19 protein-coding genes are annotated in these 21535 nt (G+C 60.7%); 11 read left to right on the top strand and 8 right to left on the bottom strand.

Going from position 1 to position 21535, the window contains the following annotated elements:
- Positions 1-91: 91 nt before the first annotated feature.
- The 3 genes from ACE3OA_RS16635 to ACE3OA_RS16625 form a co-directional block, all read right to left on the bottom strand.
- A complete protein-coding gene (locus ACE3OA_RS16635; protein WP_374312730.1) occupies positions 92-1105 on the bottom strand; it encodes an ornithine cyclodeaminase family protein in 1014 nt (337 codons plus the stop codon).
- Between the two features lie 4 nt (positions 1106-1109).
- On the bottom strand, positions 1110-3458 hold the full coding sequence (locus ACE3OA_RS16630) for a caspase family protein (protein ID WP_374312728.1): 2349 nt from the start codon (positions 3456-3458) through the stop codon (positions 1110-1112).
- Positions 3459-3555: 97 nt separating this feature from the next.
- Positions 3556-4509, bottom strand: coding sequence for an autotransporter outer membrane beta-barrel domain-containing protein (locus tag ACE3OA_RS16625; protein WP_374312726.1), 954 nt, complete (start codon positions 4507-4509; stop codon positions 3556-3558).
- 230 nt (positions 4510-4739) lie between these two features.
- Between ACE3OA_RS16625 and ACE3OA_RS16620 the strand changes: the two genes are divergently transcribed.
- The 3 genes from ACE3OA_RS16620 to ACE3OA_RS16610 are packed head-to-tail and all read left to right on the top strand — an operon-like array spanning position 4740 to position 8293.
- Positions 4740-5393, top strand: a complete 654-nt coding sequence (locus ACE3OA_RS16620) for a hypothetical protein (protein ID WP_374312724.1) — start codon at positions 4740-4742, stop codon at positions 5391-5393.
- 44 nt (positions 5394-5437) lie between these two features.
- Positions 5438-7534 (top strand): adenylate/guanylate cyclase domain-containing protein, encoded by a 2097-nt coding sequence (locus ACE3OA_RS16615; protein ID WP_374312722.1) that lies wholly within the window; start codon positions 5438-5440, stop codon positions 7532-7534.
- A 9-nt stretch (positions 7535-7543) separates the two neighbouring features.
- The gene (locus tag ACE3OA_RS16610; RefSeq protein ID WP_374312720.1) at positions 7544-8293 is read left to right on the top strand and encodes an SDR family NAD(P)-dependent oxidoreductase; all 750 of its coding nucleotides are present in this window, start codon (positions 7544-7546) and stop codon (positions 8291-8293) included.
- On the opposite strand, the gene ACE3OA_RS16605 is transcribed toward ACE3OA_RS16610, so the two are convergent.
- From ACE3OA_RS16605 to ACE3OA_RS16585, 5 genes are read right to left on the bottom strand one after another with little or no spacing between them, the layout of a single operon-like run.
- Positions 8290-9471, bottom strand: coding sequence for a Gfo/Idh/MocA family protein (locus tag ACE3OA_RS16605; protein ID WP_374312718.1), 1182 nt, complete (start codon positions 9469-9471; stop codon positions 8290-8292). The genes ACE3OA_RS16610 and ACE3OA_RS16605 overlap by 4 nt on opposite strands.
- A gap of 12 nt (positions 9472-9483) precedes the next feature.
- The gene (locus ACE3OA_RS16600) at positions 9484-10536 is read right to left on the bottom strand and encodes a sugar phosphate isomerase/epimerase family protein (protein WP_374313046.1); all 1053 of its coding nucleotides are present in this window, start codon (positions 10534-10536) and stop codon (positions 9484-9486) included.
- Positions 10537-10592: 56 nt separating this feature from the next.
- Positions 10593-11918 (bottom strand): xylose isomerase, encoded by a 1326-nt coding sequence (xylA, locus tag ACE3OA_RS16595; protein ID WP_374312716.1) that lies wholly within the window; start codon positions 11916-11918, stop codon positions 10593-10595.
- On the bottom strand, positions 11915-13372 hold the full coding sequence (gene xylB / locus ACE3OA_RS16590; protein WP_374312714.1) for a xylulokinase: 1458 nt from the start codon (positions 13370-13372) through the stop codon (positions 11915-11917). Before xylB ends, xylA begins: the two co-directional genes overlap by 4 nt.
- A gap of 16 nt (positions 13373-13388) precedes the next feature.
- Positions 13389-14426, bottom strand: coding sequence for a LacI family DNA-binding transcriptional regulator (locus tag ACE3OA_RS16585; RefSeq protein ID WP_374312712.1), 1038 nt, complete (start codon positions 14424-14426; stop codon positions 13389-13391).
- A 438-nt stretch (positions 14427-14864) separates the two neighbouring features.
- Here ACE3OA_RS16585 and ACE3OA_RS16580 point away from each other — a divergent pair, with 438 nt between their 5' ends.
- From ACE3OA_RS16580 to dhaM, 8 genes are all read left to right on the top strand, one after another.
- Complete coding sequence (locus tag ACE3OA_RS16580) at positions 14865-16181, top strand: ABC transporter substrate-binding protein (protein WP_374312710.1); 1317 nt, start codon at positions 14865-14867, stop codon at positions 16179-16181.
- Positions 16182-16250: 69 nt separating this feature from the next.
- Entirely contained in the window at positions 16251-17204 is a 954-nt protein-coding gene (locus tag ACE3OA_RS16575) for a carbohydrate ABC transporter permease (RefSeq protein WP_374312708.1), read from the top strand.
- On the top strand, positions 17201-18157 hold the full coding sequence (locus tag ACE3OA_RS16570; protein ID WP_374312706.1) for a carbohydrate ABC transporter permease: 957 nt from the start codon (positions 17201-17203) through the stop codon (positions 18155-18157). The genes ACE3OA_RS16575 and ACE3OA_RS16570 overlap by 4 nt, the downstream gene beginning before the upstream one ends.
- A complete protein-coding gene (locus ACE3OA_RS16565; RefSeq protein WP_374312704.1) occupies positions 18154-18372 on the top strand; it encodes a hypothetical protein in 219 nt (72 codons plus the stop codon). The genes ACE3OA_RS16570 and ACE3OA_RS16565 overlap by 4 nt, the downstream gene beginning before the upstream one ends.
- A gap of 3 nt (positions 18373-18375) precedes the next feature.
- Entirely contained in the window at positions 18376-19473 is a 1098-nt protein-coding gene (locus tag ACE3OA_RS16560) for an ABC transporter ATP-binding protein (RefSeq protein ID WP_374312702.1), read from the top strand.
- Positions 19466-20485, top strand: coding sequence for an ABC transporter ATP-binding protein (locus ACE3OA_RS16555; protein ID WP_374312700.1), 1020 nt, complete (start codon positions 19466-19468; stop codon positions 20483-20485). The genes ACE3OA_RS16560 and ACE3OA_RS16555 overlap by 8 nt, the downstream gene beginning before the upstream one ends.
- A 38-nt stretch (positions 20486-20523) precedes the next feature.
- Complete coding sequence (dhaL, locus tag ACE3OA_RS16550) at positions 20524-21135, top strand: dihydroxyacetone kinase subunit DhaL (protein ID WP_374312698.1); 612 nt, start codon at positions 20524-20526, stop codon at positions 21133-21135.
- Positions 21132-21521: a dihydroxyacetone kinase phosphoryl donor subunit DhaM gene (dhaM, locus tag ACE3OA_RS16545; protein ID WP_374312696.1), complete on the top strand. Its 390-nt coding sequence runs from the start codon at positions 21132-21134 to the stop codon at positions 21519-21521. Before dhaL ends, dhaM begins: the two co-directional genes overlap by 4 nt.
- Positions 21522-21535: the final 14 nt, after the last annotated feature.

Genomic DNA, 21535 nt, shown 5'->3' with positions numbered 1-21535 from the left:
GCCGGCGATTTGCATGCGCAGCAGAGTGAGCGGCAATGTCTGCGGCGGGGTAGATTGCCGGCCGCGCGACTTTTTGAGATCACGTGCAGGGTCAGATAAACCTGAGACTCTGCCCGACCCCTTGTGCCGCCGCCTTGGTCAGCAGCGCATGGCCGAGGGCGATATCGCTGAGGCTCAAGCCACGGTGCCAGAAGAGATTCGTTTCAGCATCGCTCTCGCGCCCGGGCTTCAACCCAGCCACAATCTGCCCCAACTCGGCATGCAGATTTTCCTCGGTCAGCCGGTCGCTCTCGACATGCTGTCGGAGTGCCCCAAAGGGCAGCCCCTTGCGACACTGGCCCCAATCGTCGACCACGACCTTGTCCATGATGTCGGTCAACGATAGTTCGACGGCACTCATAGTGCCATATGGGACCACCAGTGCGCCGCGTTTGATCCAGTCGGTCTTCAGCATCGGTTGCGGCTTGGGCAGGCGCGAGGCCTCTACAACAATGTCGGCCCCGCGTACGCAAGTTTCCCAGTCGGTGGTGACGATGATTTTCTTGCCGAGATCGGCAGACAGCCGCGCCGCAAAAGCCTCGCGGCTTTCCGGCCGGCGCGAATGCACGCGGATCTCGTCGAAATCGAAGAGATGATCGAGCAGGCGCACATTCCAATAAGCGGTCCCGCGTGCACCGATATGCCCCAGGGTTCTGGAATTTCGGCGCGCCAGATGCTTGGCGCCAAGCGCGGTGATGGCGCCGGTGCGCATGTCGGTGATGGCGGTGGCATCCAGGATCGCGCGAGGCATGCCGGTTTCAGGGTCGAACAGGTTGAGCACGGCCATTTCGGAAGGCAGGCCGCGCTCGAAATTGTTGACGAAGTCGCCCACCACCTTGACGCCAGCAAGGCCGAGAGGCTTCACGACTCCACGCAGGACATTGAAATGGCCCTTGGCCGAATCTTCCGGCACCAGATGGACGCGCGGCTCGATCACGGTCTGCCGATTGCCTTGCGCGCGCAAGGCGTCCTCGACCGCTGTCAGAATCTCGTCGTCGGTGAGGGCGAGGCGGGACACATCCTCGCTGTTGAGGAAGGTGATATGGATGGGCTGGCTGGATGTCATTGCGCTATTGAGCTGCTTTGGCAATCAGGAGATCGGCGCCGACGGTATAGATGTCAGGCTGTTGCACGTCGGCGCCATAGACGGCACGAAAGGCCTTCGGGTTCTTTTCGCGCTGGGCGAGAAACAGTTCGGGCAGAGCTGCATATGTGAATTTGGCAACCTCCTGCGAGGAGATCCAACCATCGCGCGGGTCGACATCGCCTTTTCCTTTCAGGGCCTGATCGACCAGATAGGTGAGGAAGCCGGCGCCGAGTTCGGCACTTTCCGGCGCCAGCTGGTCGCGCCTTGTGGCGGTCAGGACCTGGATGCCGGAGCTGCGCAAGCCGTTGGTGAGGAAGCGCTTTTGAAACGAGGTGACGGCATAGAAATTTTCCACGGTGCCGCCGGAATAGCAGGCATCAATGATGACGAAGACGCGCTGGGCACCGGATCTTTCCAGAGCGCCGCGAATCTCGCTGGCGGAGATCCAGCTGTCCGAATCGTCTTCGGTTGCGTCGCTGGGAAGGAAATACCAATCGCTTTCATCCGTGACCCCGTGGCCGGAGAGAAAGAGGATGACGGAATCCTCCGGTTTGGCGGTTTTGAGGCCGTCGAGGGTATGGAGGATCTGTGCCTTCGTCGCCTTGACATCGGTCAGGTCGGCAGCGGCGATATCCGTGAAGAGCGCCTTGGAATAGGTCGAGACAGCGGACTTCACGCGCCCGGCGTCATTGGCGGCGACCTTCAGCTGATATTCCTTGGGCAAGCGGCTGTATTGCGAGACGCCGACGGTGATGAGGTTGAGCTGTCCTTTGCGCGGCTCACCGGAGAAGGTCTGGCGCATTTCGGCCTGATCGCCCGGGTTGTCATAGGAACCCGTGGCCGCGGCCTGGAACACATTTGGCCCCGGCACGGGCCAGACATTGTAGCCGATGACGCGCACATGCTTGCCGTCGACCTCGGCATCCTTCTGTTCGAGGATGGCGCCCACGTCGACGATCTTGCCATTGTGATAGAGGCGCACGTCCTTGATGCCGCCACCCTGGTCGGTGGCGATGACCATCAGCTGATAGGGTTTGTCACCGGCGAGTTCGGTTGAGATCGGTTCGATTTCGGCCTTGGGCGGCATCGGGTATTTCTCGACCGGGTTGCCGGGGACGGTGCGCAGCTCACGCTTATCCTTGTCGAGGACGGCGGAGAGCATGCCCGGATCCGAAAAGGCCTGGGTGAGTGAGGAGATCGGGAAATTCGATTTCTTGACCGCCCAGCTGATGCCGCGCAGGCCGCTGCCCGACCCGTCGAAGCGGCCTTGCCGGTCGACGAGGGCCCAGCCTTGGGCGGAAATGAAGATCGACAGCACCATCTCCTTGGTCACCGTGTCGAAGACCTGCAGGGTGCCGGCGGCATCGATGACGATCACCTTGGCGGCGGCCTCGTCGTAGATGACGCCGATCGCTGGGGTCTTGAGTTCGGTGATGGTGTGTTTCGTCTTGCCCGATTCCAGGTCGATCAATTCGACGACTTTGCCATCGCGCAGGACAGTTGCGCTATCACCGGTGAGGCCGATATCGGCACGGGTGAGACTGCCAAGGTCGGTGGTACTGGCTCGCTTGCCTAGGCTGAGAGCCTTGCCATTGCCGCCGATCGCAACCAATTTCTGGCCGCCGGGCGCAATATAGAGGGCGGCAGCGGTTTCGCCCAGGTTGCCCCTCAAAGCGGTCGGCTTGCCGGTCGCAGCATCCAGAACGACGAGTGCGCCGCCGGCATCGGCAATGGCCAGAAATTTGCCATCAGCAGAGGCGCTCAATCTGGCGATGGCGCCGGATGATACCGGAGCGGCCCATGCCGGCTGGCGCGTATCCAAGGGCCAAGCGCTGACCGTCCCTGTTGCATGAGCGACGAACAGGACGGAATCGTCGGGCGAGGCGGCCAACGCCGTGACGGCGCCGCCCTTACCGGGAAGTGTCGCGAATGTCTTGCCACTGTGCGGGTCAATCAGCAGCACGCTGCCGTCGGATTGGCCGATGAAGAAGGTGGTGCCGCCGCTGGACGGGGCGAAGGCCGTACCGGCTGGCGCCTTGATCACGGCTTGCTGGCTGCCGGCCTGCAGGTTCCACAGGCGGTAGGCGCCGTCGCTTCCCTTCAGCACGAAACTGTTGCTCCCGGTCCCGAGGGCGACATCATCGAGCTTCAAGAGCGGGGTGCTGATTTTCAGCTGCGCCTGGGCGTAGAGGACGTTTTCGAACAGGTGGTCGCTGATGGCGTCGAAGACAGCGTCCTGCGCCGCAGCCGGTGCACCGTGAAGTGCCAGCGGCAGCAGGCACAGCGGCAACAGCTTGGCCATCGTCCTCAGTCTGGGTGCCAGGAAAATCATGTGAGCCAACTCCCGTTAAGCACCGTCCCAACAAAAAGGGGCGCGCCCGCCTCGGCGAGCAGCGCCCCCATTCTATGTCATCCCAAACCGTATTGGATCAGAAGCGTGCTTTGAACTCCAGCTGGCCACCGATCTGGTTGGTTTCCTGGTTGACGACTTCGGCGCGCACACCGGCGCCGAGCGACAGCCAATCGTTCACCTTGCCGCGCACGCCGCCCGAGAGATACAGGAAGTCCTGATCGCCTTCGTCGACTTCGGGGACGTTTTCGGGCCAGACATGCTCGTACTGGACACCGAGATAGGGAACGAAGGGATCGAGATTGTAGCCGACCTCGAACGAGGCGACGGCCGTGTGGGCGTCGCTGTCATCGTCGCCTTCGGCCTCGAAGTCGAGCAATTCGGTGTAGGAATAGCGCCAGCCGGCCTTGCCCTTCAGGATGAAGTCGCCGACCGGGGCGGCGGCATTGAGGGCCAGTTCGCCGGAGAAGGTCTGGCTGTCGGAATCGACCGATTCGGTGTCATCCGCCGTGCTCTTGCCATCGCTGTAGGAATAGCTGAACAGGCCGGTGGCGAAGAAATAGTCGGCGAAGCGGTAGGCGATATAGGGCGAAACCGTGAAGGTGTCGCTGTAGAAATCGGAATCCACGTCGCTGCCCTTGGTATCGATATCGGTCGCCGAATTGGCATAGGCGCCGGAGATACCGAGGAAGAAGGAATCGCCGAAGCGGTGATCGATGCCGAACGGAATGGTCCACAGGTCGGTATCGAACTCGCTGCCGGCCTTCTCGATCAGGCTGCTATTGTCGCTGGTGACATTGGCATAGGAGGGGGTCAACCAGACGCTGTTGGTGTAGCCCGTATCCGGCATGCCTTCCATGTCGGAAGTCACGTCGTCGCCGATGCGCTTGGAAATCGCGTCGGTCACCCGACGGCTGACTTCGTCGCGGATCTTCTTTTCGATTTCGTCATCGGCTCGTGCCAGAGCGACGGTGGTGCCGCAAAAGACGGTCGCCGTCAGGGCAAGCCGCAATGATTTTGCCAAAAAAGCCATTATCGTCCCTCGTAAATTATCGTTTCTCCGGGTGCGACTAGCTCCATCACCCGAAAATGTGTCTTTTTGTACAGGTGGTCGAATACCGCTTCTAGCGAGCCCCGCCAAGAGCGTCAACACCGGCTTGTGACGGGAATCACAAACCATGCGTTGCCCCATAGCGTCTAATTCACCCACATGCTTATGATGCCTGCGAATGGCCCGGCCCGGAAAGCTAAGAAGTTGCTAAAATGACGAGCAAGTTTAATAAAATCAGATATTTGCTGTGCAGCGGCCTAGTCGCCGTGGTGGCGGTGATTCTTTCCGGACATTCGTCGGAAGCGGCGCCGAAAGCGGTTGCGATTGTGGAAAATTCCGCGCGAAACGAAGGGCTGGGCCAAGCATTCGACATGCTGCCGGAGAATACAATCCTGGATCTCGCGCAAGGCGAAACGATCGTGCTCGGCTATCTAAAATCCTGCGTCCGAGAGACGATCACCGGTGGCAAGGTGACTGTGGGCCTGAAGGAATCGGCCGTCGAGGGCGGCACGGTCGCCCGGGAAAAGACCGAATGCACGGAGACGCGCCTGGCCCTGACCGCCGACGAATCGCAGCAGAGCGCCACCATCGCCTTCCGCGGCCAAATCAAACATATCTTCACCCGCCAGCCGATCATCATCGCGCGCAAGAGCGCCGGCGTGATCATCGAGCCGATCAACGGCGGGGAGACCTGGAAGATCGAGCCCAAGAACGAGCGCATCGATTTCCAGGCGGCCAAGCTGGAAATGCAGCCGGGCGTTGCCTATCGCGTGAAGGGTTTCACCCAGACCGTGATCGTCGAGGTTGACCGGAATGCCACCAAGGCCAAGACTGGCACGCTTGAGCGTGTCGTCATTCTAGATTAACAGCTTGGCTCTCTTTCGATTCCTGGCCGCCAAGACAATTTCAAATGCGAGGCAGCTTGCGGGGGCGGCGGAACCTCATCATCAGTCTGGGTCTGGCGGCGCTTATCGGCGCCGCCTCGCTTTCGTCCTGGGGAATGGCACTCGACCGGCTGTCGATCGACCTGCTGCATCTCGTTCATTTCCGCATCTGGGGCCCGCCACCGCTCAGCGATGAGATCGCCATCGTCGCGGTCGATGAGGAAACCTACCGGGACGAGCATTTCAGCAACCTGCCCCAGGCGCTGTGGACGCCGGAACTCGGCAACGTTCTCGATGCGGTGCTGGCCGCCGAGCCGAAAGCCGTGGGCATCGACATCATCATCGGCACCACGGCAGACAGTATTTCGCCGGGTTATGACCGGGCCTGGCTCAAGGCCCTGCAAAAGGGCGCCAAGAGTGGCAAGATCGTCCTCGGCTATACCAAGCACCAGACCGATCCGGTGCGGCCGACCATTCAGCAGCGCTGGGCCGTCGGCGCCAAGGACATAAGGGATCTGAAGAACCAGAACCCGGCGAACATCCAGACGGATGAGGATGGTGTCGCGCGCAGCGTGCCGATTTCGATCGCAACCACGACCGGCAAGAGCGAGTTGGGGCTTGCGGCAGCTGTTCTCGAACGGGCGACGGGCACCGATCCCACTTTGGGGCAAAGCCGCGATGAATTGCTTCTGAACTTCGCGGCGTCTAAGCGTGCGCCGGTCTATTCGCTGGCCGACCTGCGCGCCTGCGCTGAGGCCGGCGACAGTGCTTTCTTCAAGGATAATTTTGCCGGACGGATTGTGTTGCTTGGCGGCGTTCTTGATGTCGAGGACCGTGTCCTCACTTCCGGGCGCTTTGCGACATTGCCTGACGGCCAGGATTTGGGGCCGCGCTGCCGGATTCCGGCAGACATGTCGAAGTTCTCAGGCGTGGCCCGCAATGCCATGCCAGGCGTCCTCATTCATGCTGCAGCGCTGGACAATCTGCTGCACGAGAACGGGTTGCAGAAGCTCACCCCGAATGCGCGGTTCGGGCTGCTGAGCCTGCTCGCCTTTGTTTCCATGTATTTGTTCGTCATGGCGAAGCCTTGGCGCGCCTTGCCGGTTTGGCTTGTCTTTGTGGCAATCTGGGTGACCGCCGCACTGGCCGCTTTCGTAAACTTGCTGGCGGCGCCGCTCGTCACCGGCGCCATCGCGATGTCATTGGCAGCGCCGGCGGGACTTGCCCTGCGCATGGGCAGCATGGACCGGGCCAGGCGGCAATTGCGCAACGCGTTCTCGCTCTATCTGCCCAAGAGCGAGGTGGATCGGCTGGTCAAGGAGGAGAAACTGCCGTCCCTGGGCGGCGAACTCCGTGACGTGACGATCCTCTTTTCCGATATTGCGTCCTATTCCACCTTGTCGGAGCGCGTGGAGCCGGGTCCGCTGGTCGACGACCTCAACCGCTATTTCGGGCGCATGACGGATATCGTGCAGGCGCATGGTGGCTTCGTCGACAAATTCATTGGCGACGGCGTGCTGGCGATTTTCGGGGCACCCTTGGCCCGGCCGAACTCGGCGGTGGATGCGGTGCGGGCAAGCCTCGCCATGATCAGGTCGCTGGAAGATGATCCCCTTTATATCGGTGGCGACGGTCAAAATGGCGGCGGGCGTATTGCCATCCGCATCGGCCTTCACCGTGGCGAGGCGATCGTCGGCAATATCGGTTCCTCACAGCGCTTCAACTACACGGTCATGGGTGACGCCGTGAATGTCGCCTCGCGCCTGGAAGGTGTGGGCAAGCATTACGGTATTCCCATCGTCGCCAGCGAACACATCCAGGAATCGGCCGCGCAGGACTTCACTTTCCGCGAGCTCGATTTCATTCGTGTCATCGGGCGGGACCAGCCGGTACGCTTGTATCAGCCACTGGGGCCCGAAGCCGCGGCGAAACTCGATCTGCCAGCCTTCTCCGCTGCGCTCACGCTGTGGCGAGACGGCAGATTTGCCGAAGCGGCAAAGGCATTCGCTGCATTGGCGCAAAACGGCGACGAACTCGCTGCCCGCTACGTCACGTGGGCGCAAGGCTATGCAGAAACGCCGATGTCGGGTTGGGAAGGCATCATTCAGCAAGGAACGAAGTAGATGACGGGCATGAGCGATCTGGTTGGCAAGCGCGTGCTGGTCACGGGCGGCGGCACTGGAATTGGTGCGGCGATGGCCCGCGCCCTGAGTGCGGCGGGTGCAAGGGCCGCCGTGCAATACCATTCCGGAAAGGCTGCCGCTGAAGCGCTGGTCGCAGAGCAGGGCGCCGCATTTGCTCTGGGTGCTGATCTGACGGCGAGCGGTGCGGCAGATGGTCTCGTCAAAGCTGCGGTCGCGGCGCTGGGCGGGCTAGATATCCTGGTTAACAATGCCGGCGGCATGGTGGCGCGCAAACCACTGGCCGAGATTGACGATGCATTCATCGACGCGGTCTTCGACCTTAATGTGCGATCCACGGTGCATTGCTGCCGCGCGGCGCTGCCGCATCTCAAATTGAGTGGCAAGGGTGCCATCGTCAATGTGAGCTCCGTTTCGGCGATCACCGGCGGTAGTCCTGGATCCAGTATCTATAGCGGCGCCAAGGGATTCATCTCGACCTTCACGCGGTCGCTGGCGCGGGAACTCGCACCGGACGGCATTCGCGTCAACGCAGTCTCACCAGGCACGATTCATACGGACTTTCATGTGCGCCATTCAACGCCGGAAAAGTTGGAAGCGACCCGAAAGACGATTCCGCAGCAGCGCTTGGGCACGGCGGAAGATTGCGCCGGCACCGTCCTCTATCTCGCCTCGGAGAACCTGTCCGGTTATGTCACCGGACAGGTCATCGAAGTGAATGGCGGGCAGTTGATGGTCTAGATCCTCGGCAGTTTGACCCAGGCTGCATTGCGGGCGGAGGATTTCACCGCCGCTTCGACGAAGGCGACACCGCGGGCGCCGTCGGCAACCGTGGGGAAGGTGACGGCGGGATCAGCCCGCCGGCGCTGGCGCGAGGCGCGGATTGCCGCCGCCACTTCCGTATAGATATTGGCAAAGCCTTCGAGATAGCCCTCCGGATGGCCCGGCGGCACGCGGGTCATGCGGGCGGCGGCGGCATTCGCAGCGCCCGTCCCACGCGAGATGACGCGGGTCGGCTCACCATAGGGTGACCACAACAGCTGGTTGGGATGCTCCTGATGCCACTCCAACCCGCCTTTGGCGCCATAGAGGCGCAGGCGCAGATTGTTCTCATTGCCGGGGCTCACCTGGCTGGTCCACAACATGCCCTTTGCACCGCCGCGGAAACGCAGGAGGACATGGGCGTTGTCGTCAAGCTTGCGGCCCGGCACGAAGCGGGAAAGATCGGCGGCGAGTGACTCCAGGGTGAGACCACTCACGAAACAGGCAAGATTGTAGGCATGCGTGCCGACATCGCCTAGAGAACCGCCGACACCCGATTGCTTGGGGTCGGCGCGCCATGTGGCCTGCTTCTGGCCGGTGGCTTCGAGCTTCTCGGTCAGCCAATCCTGCGGATATTCGACTTGAATGACACGCAAGGACCCAAGCGCACCATCGGCCACCATCTGGCGGGCGTGCCGCACCATGGGATAGCCGGTGTAGTTATAGGTGACGGCCAGCAACTTGCGCGCCTTCCTGGCGCGCCGCTGGAGGTCGAGGGCATCCTTCAGCGAGGTGGTCAGCGGCTTGTCACAGATGACATGAATACCAGCATCGAGAAAGGCGCGAGCGGCAGGCGCATGGAGATGGTTCGGCGTCACGATCGCGACGGCCTCAATGCCATCCTCGCGGGCGGCCTCTTTGATGGCCATGGTCTCGAAATCGCTGTAGACACGATCGCGCGCGAGTCCCAGGGCCGTGCCGGAGCGCTTCGCCTTGGCAGGCGTCGAAGAGAGTGCGCCCGCCACAAATTCGAACTGGTCGTCCATGCGGGCCGCCAGACGGTGCACAGCGCCGATAAATGCGCCTTCGCCACCACCGACCATGCCGAGGCGGATGCGGTCGCGACTTGCCTTTTCTTTGCTTCCCTCGATAGCCATGTCGTTTCCTCCTCAGATGCCGAGCATACGGCGGTTGGCGGCCTTGTCAGCACCGCCGCCGGCGAAATCGTCAAAGGCCTTCTCGGTCACACGGATGATATGGTCGCGGATGAAGATGGCGCCTTCGCGGGCGCCGTCTTCCGGGTGCTTCAGGCAGCATTCCCATTCCATCACCGCCCAACCTTTGAAGCCATATTGGGCGAATTTGGAGAAGATGCCTTTGAAATCGACCTGGCCATCGCCCAGCGAGCGGAAGCGGCCGGCACGATTGACCCATGTCTGGTAGCCGCCATAGACGCCCTGGCGGCCGGTCGGATTGAACTCGGCATCCTTCACATGGAACATCTTGATGCGCTCGTGATAGATGTCGATGTATTCGAGATAGTCGAGGCATTGCAGAACAAAGTGTGATGGATCGTAAAGGATGTTGCAGCGGGGGTGGTTCTTCACCCGCTCCAGGAACATTTCGAACGTGACCCCGTCATGCAGGTCCTCGCCCGGATGAATCTCATAGCAGACGTCGACGCCCACCTTGTCGAAGGCATTGAGGATCGGCAGCCAACGTTTCGCAAGCTCCTCAAACGCGGTATCGGTGAGGCCCTTCGGGCGTTGCGGCCAAGGATACATGAAGGGCCATTCGAGTGCTCCTGAGAAGGTGACATGGGCGTTGAGACCAAGGTTGTGCGAGGCCTTGGCGGCCAGTATCATCTGATCGACCGCCCATTTCTGCCGTGCTTTCGGATTGCCGCGCACTTTCGGCGGCGCGAAGCCGTCGAAGGCCTGATCGTAGGCGGGATGTACGGCGACGAGCTGACCCTGCAGATGCGTCGAAAGTTCAGTGATGGCAATGCCGTGCTTGGCTGCGGTGCTTTTTAGCTCTTCGCAATAGGTCTTCGACTTCGCCGCTTTCTCCAGGTCCATCATGCGGCTGTCCCAACTCGGCACCTGGACACCCTTGAAGCCGAGCGACGCCGCCCATTTGCAGATGGAATCGAAAGAATTGAACGGCGCTTTGTCGCCGGCAAATTGCGCCAGGAAAATGGCAGGTCCTTTGATGGTGGTCATGGCCATGGTCGCTTCTCCCCTTGCTGCGCCTTGTTTCCGGCGCGTTGCCTTTGTGATCAGAGATAGGAATTGACGAGGTTCTCCAGAAATTCCTGCTGGCCCGAACGCGGCGTGGGCTCGGCATTGCGCGCTTCGACGCCAGCGGCAATTTCCGCCAGCGACTTCTTGCCGTCCAAGATAGCCTGGCCCTCGGCGCTGTCCCAGCCGGCATAGCGGCCTTTGACATGGCGAGCGAGGGCGCCGTCGGTAATCATCCTTTCGGCGATCAGCAGCGCGCGGGCGCTGACATCCATGCCGCCGACATGGGCGTGGATGAGATCGTCCGGATCAAGCGATTGCCGGCGGATCTTGGCATCGAAATTGAGGCCGCCGGTGGTGAAGCCGCCACCTTGCAGAATGTAGTAAAGGGCCAGGGCCGTATCCTGGATATTGTTGGGGAACTGGTCCGTGTCCCAGCCCAATTGCGGATCGCCGCGATTCATGTCGATCGAGCCGAAGATGCCAAGCGCCCAAGCGAGCGAGATTTCGTGCTCGAAACTGTGGCCTGCCAACGTGGCGTGGTTGGCCTCGATATTGACCTTCACCTCCTTCTCCAAGCCATAGCGGGCGAGGAATCCATAGACGGAGGCGACGTCGAAATCATACTGGTGCTTCGTCGGCTCGCGCGGCTTGGGCTCAATGAGGATGGTGCCCTTGAAACCGATCTTGTGCTTGTGCTCGACGACCAGGTTGAGGAAGCGCCCGAGCTGATCCAGTTCACGGCCGAGATCGGTGTTGAGCAATGTCTCATAGCCCTCACGACCACCCCAGAGGACGTAGTTCTCGCCGCCAAGTTGATGGGTGATTTCGAAGACATTTTTCACCTGGGCAGCGGCGTAAGCGAAGACCTCAGGGTCAGGGTTGGTAGCAGCCCCGCTCATATAGCGGCGATGCGAGAAGAGATTGGCTGTGCCCCAGAGCAGCTTTGCCTTGGCGCCCTCCATCTTGCGGGCGATGACATCCGACATTTCGCGCAGATTGCGATTGGATTCAGCGAGGTTGGCCCCCTCGGGCGCCACATCCCGGTCATGGAAGGTGAAGTAGGGGACATTCAACAGGCGATAGAGCTCGAAGGCGACATCCGCCTTTTGCTTCGCCAGTTGCATTGCGTCGCCGGGCTGCATCCAGAACCGCTGCAGCGTGTCGCCGCCGAAAGGATCCGTTCCCGGCCAGCAGAAGCTGTGCCAGTAGCAGACGGCAAATCGCAGATGGTCTTCCATGCGCTTGCCGAGCACGATCTGGTCGGGATTGTAGTATTTGAAGGCCAGTGGATTGCGCGACGTCGGTCCCTCGAATTTCACTGGCTGGCTGGTGGAAAAGAAGGGGCGGATCGGAGCGTTCATGATGCAATCTCCTTCAAGCTGGGATAGAGCTTCCGGTAGCGCGCATAAGAGGCGGCATAGCCGTCGCGCAGAGCGGGTTCGGGTTGGATAGTCCTGCCGCGCGATGGCGGCAGGCAGACGCTTGCTGGGGCCTCGCCGGTGACGGCCAATCGGCCGAGACGTGCAGCCCCGAATGCGCCGCTCACCTCTGCGCCGGTGACTTCGGTCAAGGGCAGGTCGAGGATGTTGGCGAGGATGGCGAGCCATAGCGCCGAGCGGGCGCCGCCGCCGATGACATCCGCGGTCGTGATACGTGTGCCGGCGGCCGAGAGGGCATTCAGGCAGTCGCGGAGGGCAAAGGCAACGCCTTCCATGACGGACTGGACCAGGGCGGCACGATCCGTCTCATGCGCCAACCCGATGAAGGCGCCGCGGATCGCGGCGTCATTGTGCGGGGTGCGCTCGCCGGAGAGATAGGGGAGGAACAGGGTCCGGCTTGGCGCCGTAGGCTTTTCCGCAAGCCCTGCCAGCAAGGCGCTTTCGCTTGCGCCGAGAGTCTGCGCAAGCCAACTGAGACAAGAGGCAGCGGAAAGGATGACCCCCATCTGATGCCAGCTTTGCGGCAGGCAATGGCAAAAGGCATGCACGGCAGCGGCAGGGTTGGGGGCAAAGCCAGCGGTCGTCGCCCATAAGACGCCCGACGTGCCGAGCGAAACGAAAGCGTCGCCGGGTCTTACCGCGCCGAGGCTGACGGCGCCGGCCGCATTGTCACCGGCACCGCCGGCAACAATGGGGGCGCCAGTCATACCCCAGCGCCGGGCAAGCTCACCGCGAATCCGGCCGGATGGTCGCGACCCTTCGACCAGGCGCGGCATGTGCCCACGGGTAAGGCCGGTTGCGGCGAGCGCGGCATCGGACCAGTCGCGTTTGGCGACGTCGAGCCATAGCGTGCCCGCGGCATCGGACATTTCCTCAACATGCTCGCCGGTCATCAGCAGGCGGAGATAGGCCTTGGGCAACAACACCTTTGCTGTCGCGGCAAAGTTGGCGGGCTCGTGTCTCTTCACCCAAAGAAGCTTCGGTGCCGTGAATCCCGGCATCGCGATATTGCCGGTAACAGTTCGGAGCTGCGGCCAGGCCGACTCCATTTCGGCACACTCTGCGGCGGCGCGGCCGTCATTCCACAGGATGCAGGGGCGCAGCACCCGGTCCTTTGCATCCAGCAAGGTGGCACCGTGCATCTGTCCGGAAAGGCCGATGCCGGTAACGGCCTGCATCGATTTGGGTGCCTCGGCCGCGATGCGGTCGAGAGCTTTCAGGGTCGCTTGCCACCAACTGGCCGGATCCTGTTCCGAATGTGTGGGTGCCGGCCTGGTGACCTCGAGGGGTTCAGAGGCAGTCGCCAGCACATTCTGGTCGGGATCGACCAGAATGCATTTCACCGACGAGGTGCCAAGGTCGATACCGATGAACAAAAATGTCTCCTGGCGGTCAGGGCAGGTTGTCGCGCAGGAAGATGTCGATGCGAATGCGCTCCTGGTCGTCGATCATGGGCTGACTACTGCAATAGGCGAGCAGTACGCGCGCGGCCGAACGGGCTTCATGGCCGGCATCCTGATTGATGACCGCATCCATGCTACCCTGAATGAGGTAGCGGCGCGAGAATTCGGTTAGTTCATGCCCGATGAAGATGACGGTACGCGCCCGGCCGGAACCTTCAAGCGCCTCGACGATGCCGCGATTGCCGGCGCCGATGCTGTAGATGCCGATGAGATCGGCATGGTCCTGCAAAAGAGACTGCGCCAGTACCTTGCAGCGGAGGGCGTCGTCATTGCCTTCGAGCGTGGGCAAAGGCGTCAGGCCCGCAAATTCCGCCGCGAGGACCTGCTGAAAGCCGAACAATCTTTCGGCGTGATCGCGCAAGCTCAGATTGCCGGCGATGAGACCGAGCTTGCCCCGGCGATTGCCTGAAAAGCGGCCCATCAAGGTAGCCGCGGTTCGTCCAGCGGACGAATTGTCGATTCCGATATAGCGGTGGCGTCGTGATGATGGCACGTCGGAGACCAGGGTGACGACAAAGATGCCGCTGTCGACCAGCGCATTGATGGCGTCACGCACGGCCGGATGGTCGAGGGCCACGACGGCGACGCCGTGATAGCGACCGATGAGGCTGCGCAATGTATCGGCTAAGACCAGCGGATCGAACACATCGACGCGCAACAGGTCGCCATAGGTATTCTGGTCATCGAGCCATTGCAGGGAGCGCTCAACCTGAGACGCCAGCATCGACATGAAGGTGTTGGTGCCGGTCGGCAGGACAAAGCAGAAGTTGAACTGGATGCCACGGGCAAGACGTACCGCCGCTGGGTCGGGACGGTAGCCCAGCTTTACAAGAGCCTGTTCGACCCGTTCGACGGTTCGGACGCTGACGCCAGGGCGGCGGTTGAAGACACGGTCGACGGTGGCAAGGCTCACCTGCGCATGTTCGGCGACGTCAACGAGAGTGGGGCGGCGGGGGCGATCATTCATGTTGAGCAAATTGCCGTCAAAAAATGAGGTGCGCAACGCAAAAAATGAGGTATCACGCGGAGAATGGCAGCAACCGCCATCCAAAATGATGTTTATTGTGTTTAGTAATGCATCCATGTGAGATGTCACTTTGTGCGCTTCTTCGCGCTTGCAGAAAAATTAATGTCCATAATGCTGCATTGCAGCGCATTTTAACTGCCAATCAACGTCGAATTTCTTCTTCAGCCTACTTGTGATGTTTAGTGTATTGAATTATTACTGAACACCGCGATCCGGCATTTAAACACCTCAAGAAAAGCCCCGGAGCGGAATCCATCAAATGAAATGCCGGGCAGCGCGGGGAGCGCGACCGGGACCCACAGGGCCATCACGATCGAGCGATGCAATCGGCCGATCCGACCCTTGGGGGAATGGATGCAACATTGGGAGGAGATCGGAATGAAGAAGTTCCTTGCGGGCGCAGGTGCATTGGCGGCTGCCATTGCCTGTGCACCACTGTCGCAGGCTAAAGCGGATTCGCTGACACTGTGCTGGGCAGCCTGGGATCCGGCCAACGCGTTGGTCGAACTGTCGAAGGATTTCACCGCGCAGACTGGCACCGACATGAAGTTCGAGTTCGTGCCCTGGCCGAACTTCGCCGACCGCATGCTCAACGAGCTCAATTCGGGCGGCAAACTGTGTGATCTGCTGATCGGCGATTCGCAATGGATCGGCGGCTCGGCGGAGAACGGCTACTATGTGAAGCTCAATGATTTCTTCGACAAAGAAGGAATCAAGATGTCGGACTTTGCACCGGCCACCGTCTATGCCTATTCGACCTGGCCGAAGGGCACGCCGAATTATTGGGCGCTGCCGGCAATGGGCGATGCCAATGGCTGGTTCTATCGCAAGGACTGGTTTGAAAATCCGGACCTGCAGAAAGAATACAAGGCCAAGTACAACCGCGACCTGGCGCCGCCGAAGACCTGGGAAGAGCTGAAGGAAACAGCGGAGTTCTTCCAGGGCCGCGAGATCGACGGCAAGAAGGTCTATGGTGCGGCGATCTTTACCGAGCGTGCCTCGGAAGGGATCACCATGGGCGCCACTTCGGCGCTCTACCCCTACGGCTTCAAATACGAAAACACGCCCGGCAAGTATGACATGGAGGGCGCCGTCAATTCCGCCGATGCGGTTGCAGGCCTCGAAATGTACAAGGCGATCTACAAGTGCTGTACACCTCCGGGCTATACGGACAGCTATATGGGTGAAGGCCTCGATGCGTTCAAATCGGGCCAGGTCGCCATGATGATGAACTGGTTCGCCTTCATGCCCGGCATGGCGAAGGACGAGACCGTCGGTTCAAAGACCGGCTTCTTCGTCAATCCAAGTGCCAAGGTTGCCGCGTCCACGCTGGGCGGGCAGGGCATCTCGGTTGTCGCCAATACCGACAACATGGATGGGGCGCTGGCCTATATCAAATGGTTCGCCCAACCCGACGTGCAGAAGAAGTGGTGGTCGCTTGGCGGCTATGCCTGCCACAATGCCGTCCTGAACGATCCGGGCTTCAAGGACTCGCAACCCTTTGCTGCCCAATTCCTCGAAGCGATGGGTGGCGTGCAGGATTTCTGGCAGGAGCCCTCCTATGCCCAGCTGCTTCAGGCCATGCAGAAGCGTCTGCATGACTATGTCGTGGCCGATCAGGGCACGGCCAAGGAAGCCCTGGATGGTCTGATTCAGGACTGGACCGCCATCTTCAAGGAAGAAGGCAAGCTGTAACGACCTGTTAGCGTGTCACGGCGTCTCCGCCGCAGTTTGACGGAGACGCCGCTTCTTCCAGAGAGACTCATGCCTGATATTGAAGCCATTGCCGATCGCGCAGCTTCAGCGACACCGCATGGTGTTGCCAAGGTCGTGCGCGGCCTGTCGGACCGGTCCATCGCCTGGCTGTTCGTTGCGCCGACGATGGTCCTCTTGCTCGCGATCAACATCTTTCCGCTGATCTGGACCGTCTACCTGTCCTTCACTAACTTTGCCTCGAACCGACCCAATCGTCCGGTCGTGAATGTCGGCCTCAAATGGTATCAAGACATTCTGAGCTCGCCTGAAGTATGGGCAGCGATGCAGGCGACGGCTCATTTCGTCTTCTGGACCATCTTGTTCCAGACATTGATCGGGTTCGCCCTGGCCTACCTCATCGACCGTAAGTTTCGCGGCCACGCCTTCTGGACGACCATCATCCTCATTCCGATGATGCTGTCGCCGGCGGTGGTTGGTAATTTCTGGAAATTTCTCTATCAGCCGCAGATCGGCCTCTTCAACTACATCGTTTCGTTTTTCACCGGCATCCCGCCATCCTCCTTCGAGATGCTGGGGTCGGTGACGCTGGCGCCCTGGGCCATCATCATCGTCGATACCTGGATGTGGACGCCCTATGTGATGCTGATCTGCCTCGCCGGCTTGCGTTCCATCCCGGATTACATCCTGGAGGCGGCCGAAGTTGACCGTGCGTCGCGCTGGCGTCAGTTCTGGTCGATTACGCTGCCCATGGCATTGCCGTTCATCATGCTGGCGGTACTGTTCCGCGGCATCGAGAACTTCAAGATGTTCGACATGGTGATGCTGCTGACCGGTGGTGGTCCCGGTTCAACGACTGAATTGGCTTCGATTACCCTGAAGCGCCAGGCTTTCGAAGCTTACCGGACAGGGTATTCATCGGCCTTCGCGATCATTCTATTCGTGGTCGTCTTCGGGCTTGCCAATGTCTATGTGAAGGCCCTCAACAAGGTGAAACAGAGATGAGCGGCGCGCCGACAACTGCCCATTCTGTCGTTGAGCCGTCGGCGAATTCCAAGCGGATCGCTGGCTTCCTGGTGGTGCTCTATGCGGTGATCTCGATGGTGCCGCTGGGTTGGATCTTTGCAACCGGCTGGAAAACACCGCCGGATTCGATTTCCTATCCGCCCAAGATCGTCTTCGAGCCGTCGCTGGAGGGCTATTGCAACCTCTTCACGACGCGAACGAGGCAGACCAACGAATATATCGAAGCGCTCGGTCCGCCACAGGGTGAGTGCGACGAAGTGACGAGGCGCCGGGAGATGGTCATTGCGGGCACGTCGAACTATGTGCCGCGTTTCGTCAATTCACTGATCATTGCCTTCGGATCGACTTTCCTCGCCGTTTCGCTCGGCGTCTTCTCGGCCTATGCCTTTTCCCGTTTCAAGATCCCCCTGGCTGACGATCTGCTGTTCTTCATCCTGTCGACGCGTATGATGCCGCCAATTGCCGTGGCAATTCCCATCTATCTGATGTACCGCGAGCTTGGCCTCTCGGATTCGGCGCTCGGCATGATCCTCCTTTATACGGCGGTCAACGTGTCGCTGGCTGTCTGGCTGCTCAAAGGCTTCATTGACGAGATTCCGCGCGAATATGAGGAAGCCGCCATGATCGACGGTTACACGCGCCTGCACGCCTTTTTCAAAGTCGTGCTGCCGCAGGCGGCCACCGGTATCGCGGCGACGGCTATTTTCTGCATGATCTTCGCCTGGAATGAGTACGCCTTCGCGGTCTTGCTGACCTCCGGTGAGGCCCAGACGGCACCGCCCTTCATTCCAACCATCATCGGCGAGGGGGGCATGGATTGGCCGGCAGTCGGTGCCGGTACGACGCTGTTCCTGATCCCGATTGTCTTCTTCACCATCCTGCTGCGGAAGCATCTGCTGCGCGGCATCACTTTCGGCGCGGTGCGCAAATGAGCATGGGACCCTTGCTGAAGGAGCGGACGCCACCGCAGCGCAATTGGCCCGGCTGGGCCAGGCGCGGCCGGCTTGAGAACATTGCCATCGGCCTTATCCTGCTGGGCGTCTTCATGCTGGTGCAGCCGTTTTCGATCACTCTCTATGGCTGGTCATTCATTACCGTGCTCGCAGGTATCGTGATGTTCACCGTCGTCAGCAAGTTCCCGGAGTAGACGATGGCTGAGATCAGGGTTGAAAATCTGCACAAGAGTTTCGGTGACTTCGCCGCGGTGAAGAATTCGAACTTCACTGTCGAGAACGGCGAGTTCTTTGTCCTGCTCGGACCGTCCGGCTGTGGCAAGACGACCACGTTGCGCATGATCGCTGGTCTGGAACTGCCGACTTCCGGGCGCATCCTGCTGGGGGGAAATGACGTCACGTTTAAGCGCGCCGCCGAACGCGATATTGCTTTCGTGTTCCAGCTGTTCGCGCTCTATCCGCATATGAATGTGCGCGAGAACATTGGTTTTTCGCTGAAATGCCAGGGTATGCCGCGAGCCGAGATACGGCGCCGGGTCGACGAGGCGGGCCGGATTCTGCGCATCGAGCATATCCTGGAAAAGTCGGTTTCCGGGCTATCGAGCGGCGACCGCCAGCGCGTGGCTCTGGGCCGAGCCATTGTGCGCGAACCGATGTGCTTCCTTATGGATGAGCCATTGGGAGCGCTCGATTCCGAATTCCGCCATGTCATGTGCGGCGAATTGCGCGGGCTTCACAACCGGTTGAAGGCAACGACGGTTTATGTAACCCATGATCAACTCGAAGCCATGTCCATGGCCGACAAGATCGCCGTGATGAGCGGCGGGCTGATCGAGCAGTTCGGAACGCCGCAGGAAATCTATCAACGTCCGATCAGCATGTTTGTGGCCGATTTCATCGGCTCTCCACCGATGAATTTCCTGCGCTTCGAGGCCGGCGTGGCACGTGGCACGGCGGAGGCGCGGCTTGGCGATGCCGTGGTGCCGATGCCCACTGTTCACGAAGACATTGCGCCTTCCAAGCTCGTCCTCGGCGTACGACCGGAGCATATCCGATTTGACGACGGCTCGCCGCTGCGGGGCGCTGTCTATGGCACGGAATATCTCGGAACGACCCAGATCATCACGGTCGATACCGTATTCGGTCAGGTGAAGGCACGCACCAATTCGCATGTCGCTGTCACGCCCGGCGCCCATGTCGGCCTCCGCCTCAAGTCGGAACGGCTGTCTCTTTTTCGGGGCGAGGGCGGCCGTGCGGTCAATACCGCTTTGTTCGATGGAGCGGCCCATGGCTGAGATCCGCCTGGAAGCAGTAACCAAGCATTTCGGGGATACGACCGCCGTGGAAGGCGTCGACCTTACCGTGCATGACGGCGAGTTCGTCGTATTGCTGGGGCCGACCGGAGCCGGCAAGACGACGACCTTGCGTCTCATCGCCGGTCTGGAAAAGCCAGACGCAGGCCGCATCTTTATCAATGGGCGGGATGCCGCGCCCTTGTCGCCCGCTGAGCGGAACGTCGCTTTCGTGTTCCAGCAATATTCGCTCTATCCACATCTGAGTGTGTTCGAGAATCTGGCCTTTCCACTGCGATCCCCGGTTCGCCGGGTGGATGAGGCGACAATCAAGGCGACGGTCGAGCGTGTGGCTGCTTTGCTGCGCATCGAGAAAAAGCTGCAGAACCGCGCGACTCGTCTCTCTGGCGGTGAAATGCAGCGTGTTGCCATCGGCCGGGCCTTGGTGCGGTCGCCATCGATCTATCTGATGGATGAGCCGCTGTCCTCGCTGGATGCCAAGTTACGCTCCGACATGCGGCTGGAATTGCAGCACATCCAGCGTGACCTCGGCGCCACCATGCTCTATGTGACCCATGACCAGATCGAGGCGATGACGATGGCGACGCGCATCGGCGTGCTTGACCATGGTCGTTTGGTGCAGGTTGGGACGCCGCGGGAAATCTATGAATCGCCACGCAATATCTATGTAGCGACACGCCTCGGCATGCCGTCGATCAATTTGCTGCCCGCAGCGGCATTTGCCAGCCATCCGATGCCGGCGGGAACTGCGACGATCGGTGCGCGGACCGAGCATGTCGTCGTGGGTAGGGTGGCGCAGGCTCGCAGCAACGCTGCAAGGGTTGACTGGATCGAGCATCTCGGCGATCAGAACCACCTCCATCTCAGCCTCGGGGAACATAAGCTCGTGACCTTGGTGGACCCGGATATGGACTTGTCGGTAGGCGATGCGGTGGATCTCGGCCTCAAGGGCGCACTGTTTTTCGGGCCCAGTGGCGAGCGTATTGCGTCTTAGGAGAGGAATGTGAGTTGCTGGCGTATGGAAGCATGGGCATGAAACAGGGTGCGGAACTCCGCCAGGCTCTGGTTGCGGCCGTAGCCAAAGTGATCGAGCAGCATGCCGAGGAGTTGACGGCCCTCGATCAGGCGATCGGCGATGGCGATCATGGCATCAATATGAAGCGCGGCTTTGAAGCTGTTGCCGCGGATGCCGCGAGCTTGGCAGCAAAGCCACTGCCGGAATTCCTCAAGGGTGCCGGTATGACCTTGGTCATGAAGGTTGGTGGTGCCTCGGGGCCGCTCTTTGGCACGCTTTTCATGACGTTGGGCAAGGAATTGCCGATTGAGCCGACTGCCGCCGACATCGTGAAGGCCTTCCGAGCCGCCATCGTCGCGGTGCAGGCGCGCGGCAAGGCGGAGGCGGGGCACAAGACGATGCTCGACGTGCTCATTCCCGTTGCCGAGCAATTGGAATCCGGCAACCTCGATCTCGATGCACTCGCGGCGAGGGCTCATGCGGCGAGCGAGGCGACTAAGCCGCTCAAGGCCATCCGCGGCCGAGCGTCTTTCCTGGGTGATCGGTCGATCGGTCATATGGACCCTGGCGCCCGCTCCTCGGCGCTGATGATCGGCGCAGTGGTGGATGTGTTGAAGGAAGTGGCATGAGCAGGGTTGGTATCGTCATCGTTTCACATTCGCCCAAGGTGGCGGAAGGTGCTGCCGACATGGTGCGTCAGATGGTCGGAAATGAGGTTCCCCTGGCCTGGTGCGGAGGCGATCCGGCAGGCAATCTTGGCACGTCGGTCGAGCGCATCCTCGAAGCGATCGACAAGGCCTGGTCGGATGCCGGTGTCGCCATCCTGGTCGATCTCGGCGGTGCGGAGACCAATTCCGAAATGGCGGTTGAAATGCTGCCGGCTGATCGACAGGAAAAGGTCGTCGTATGCAATGCGCCGATCGTTGAAGGCGCCGTCATAGCGGCAACGGAGGCGTCCGGGGGGTCTTCTCTGGACATCGTGCGGCGGACGGCCGAAGAACTGTCGCCGCAATGATGGCGGCATTCGAG

Origin of the sequence: Dongia sp. (assembly GCF_041906375.1) — a bacterium.
GTDB lineage: Bacteria > Pseudomonadota > Alphaproteobacteria > Dongiales > Dongiaceae > Dongia.
This window is presented reverse-complemented; position numbering and strand designations above follow the sequence as displayed.

Coding starts and splice junctions, on each gene's coding strand:
- ACE3OA_RS16625 (WP_374312726.1), bottom strand. CDS start 4,509: ATGGCTTTTTTGGCAAAATCATTGCGGCTTGCCCTGACGGCGACCGTC.
- ACE3OA_RS16605 (WP_374312718.1), bottom strand. CDS start 9,471: ATGGCTATCGAGGGAAGCAAAGAAAAGGCAAGTCGCGACCGCATCCGC.
- ACE3OA_RS16610 (WP_374312720.1), top strand. CDS start 7,544: ATGAGCGATCTGGTTGGCAAGCGCGTGCTGGTCACGGGCGGCGGCACT.
- ACE3OA_RS16600 (WP_374313046.1), bottom strand. CDS start 10,536: ATGACCACCATCAAAGGACCTGCCATTTTCCTGGCGCAATTTGCCGGC.
- ACE3OA_RS16575 (WP_374312708.1), top strand. CDS start 16,251: ATGCCTGATATTGAAGCCATTGCCGATCGCGCAGCTTCAGCGACACCG.
- ACE3OA_RS16580 (WP_374312710.1), top strand. CDS start 14,865: ATGAAGAAGTTCCTTGCGGGCGCAGGTGCATTGGCGGCTGCCATTGCC.
- ACE3OA_RS16560 (WP_374312702.1), top strand. CDS start 18,376: ATGGCTGAGATCAGGGTTGAAAATCTGCACAAGAGTTTCGGTGACTTC.
- ACE3OA_RS16570 (WP_374312706.1), top strand. CDS start 17,201: ATGAGCGGCGCGCCGACAACTGCCCATTCTGTCGTTGAGCCGTCGGCG.
- ACE3OA_RS16565 (WP_374312704.1), top strand. CDS start 18,154: ATGAGCATGGGACCCTTGCTGAAGGAGCGGACGCCACCGCAGCGCAAT.
- ACE3OA_RS16615 (WP_374312722.1), top strand. CDS start 5,438: ATGCGAGGCAGCTTGCGGGGGCGGCGGAACCTCATCATCAGTCTGGGT.
- ACE3OA_RS16620 (WP_374312724.1), top strand. CDS start 4,740: ATGACGAGCAAGTTTAATAAAATCAGATATTTGCTGTGCAGCGGCCTA.
- dhaM (WP_374312696.1), top strand. CDS start 21,132: ATGAGCAGGGTTGGTATCGTCATCGTTTCACATTCGCCCAAGGTGGCG.
- ACE3OA_RS16555 (WP_374312700.1), top strand. CDS start 19,466: ATGGCTGAGATCCGCCTGGAAGCAGTAACCAAGCATTTCGGGGATACG.
- xylA (WP_374312716.1), bottom strand. CDS start 11,918: ATGAACGCTCCGATCCGCCCCTTCTTTTCCACCAGCCAGCCAGTGAAA.
- ACE3OA_RS16635 (WP_374312730.1), bottom strand. CDS start 1,105: ATGACATCCAGCCAGCCCATCCATATCACCTTCCTCAACAGCGAGGAT.
- ACE3OA_RS16630 (WP_374312728.1), bottom strand. CDS start 3,458: ATGATTTTCCTGGCACCCAGACTGAGGACGATGGCCAAGCTGTTGCCG.
- dhaL (WP_374312698.1), top strand. CDS start 20,524: ATGAAACAGGGTGCGGAACTCCGCCAGGCTCTGGTTGCGGCCGTAGCC.
- ACE3OA_RS16585 (WP_374312712.1), bottom strand. CDS start 14,426: ATGAATGATCGCCCCCGCCGCCCCACTCTCGTTGACGTCGCCGAACAT.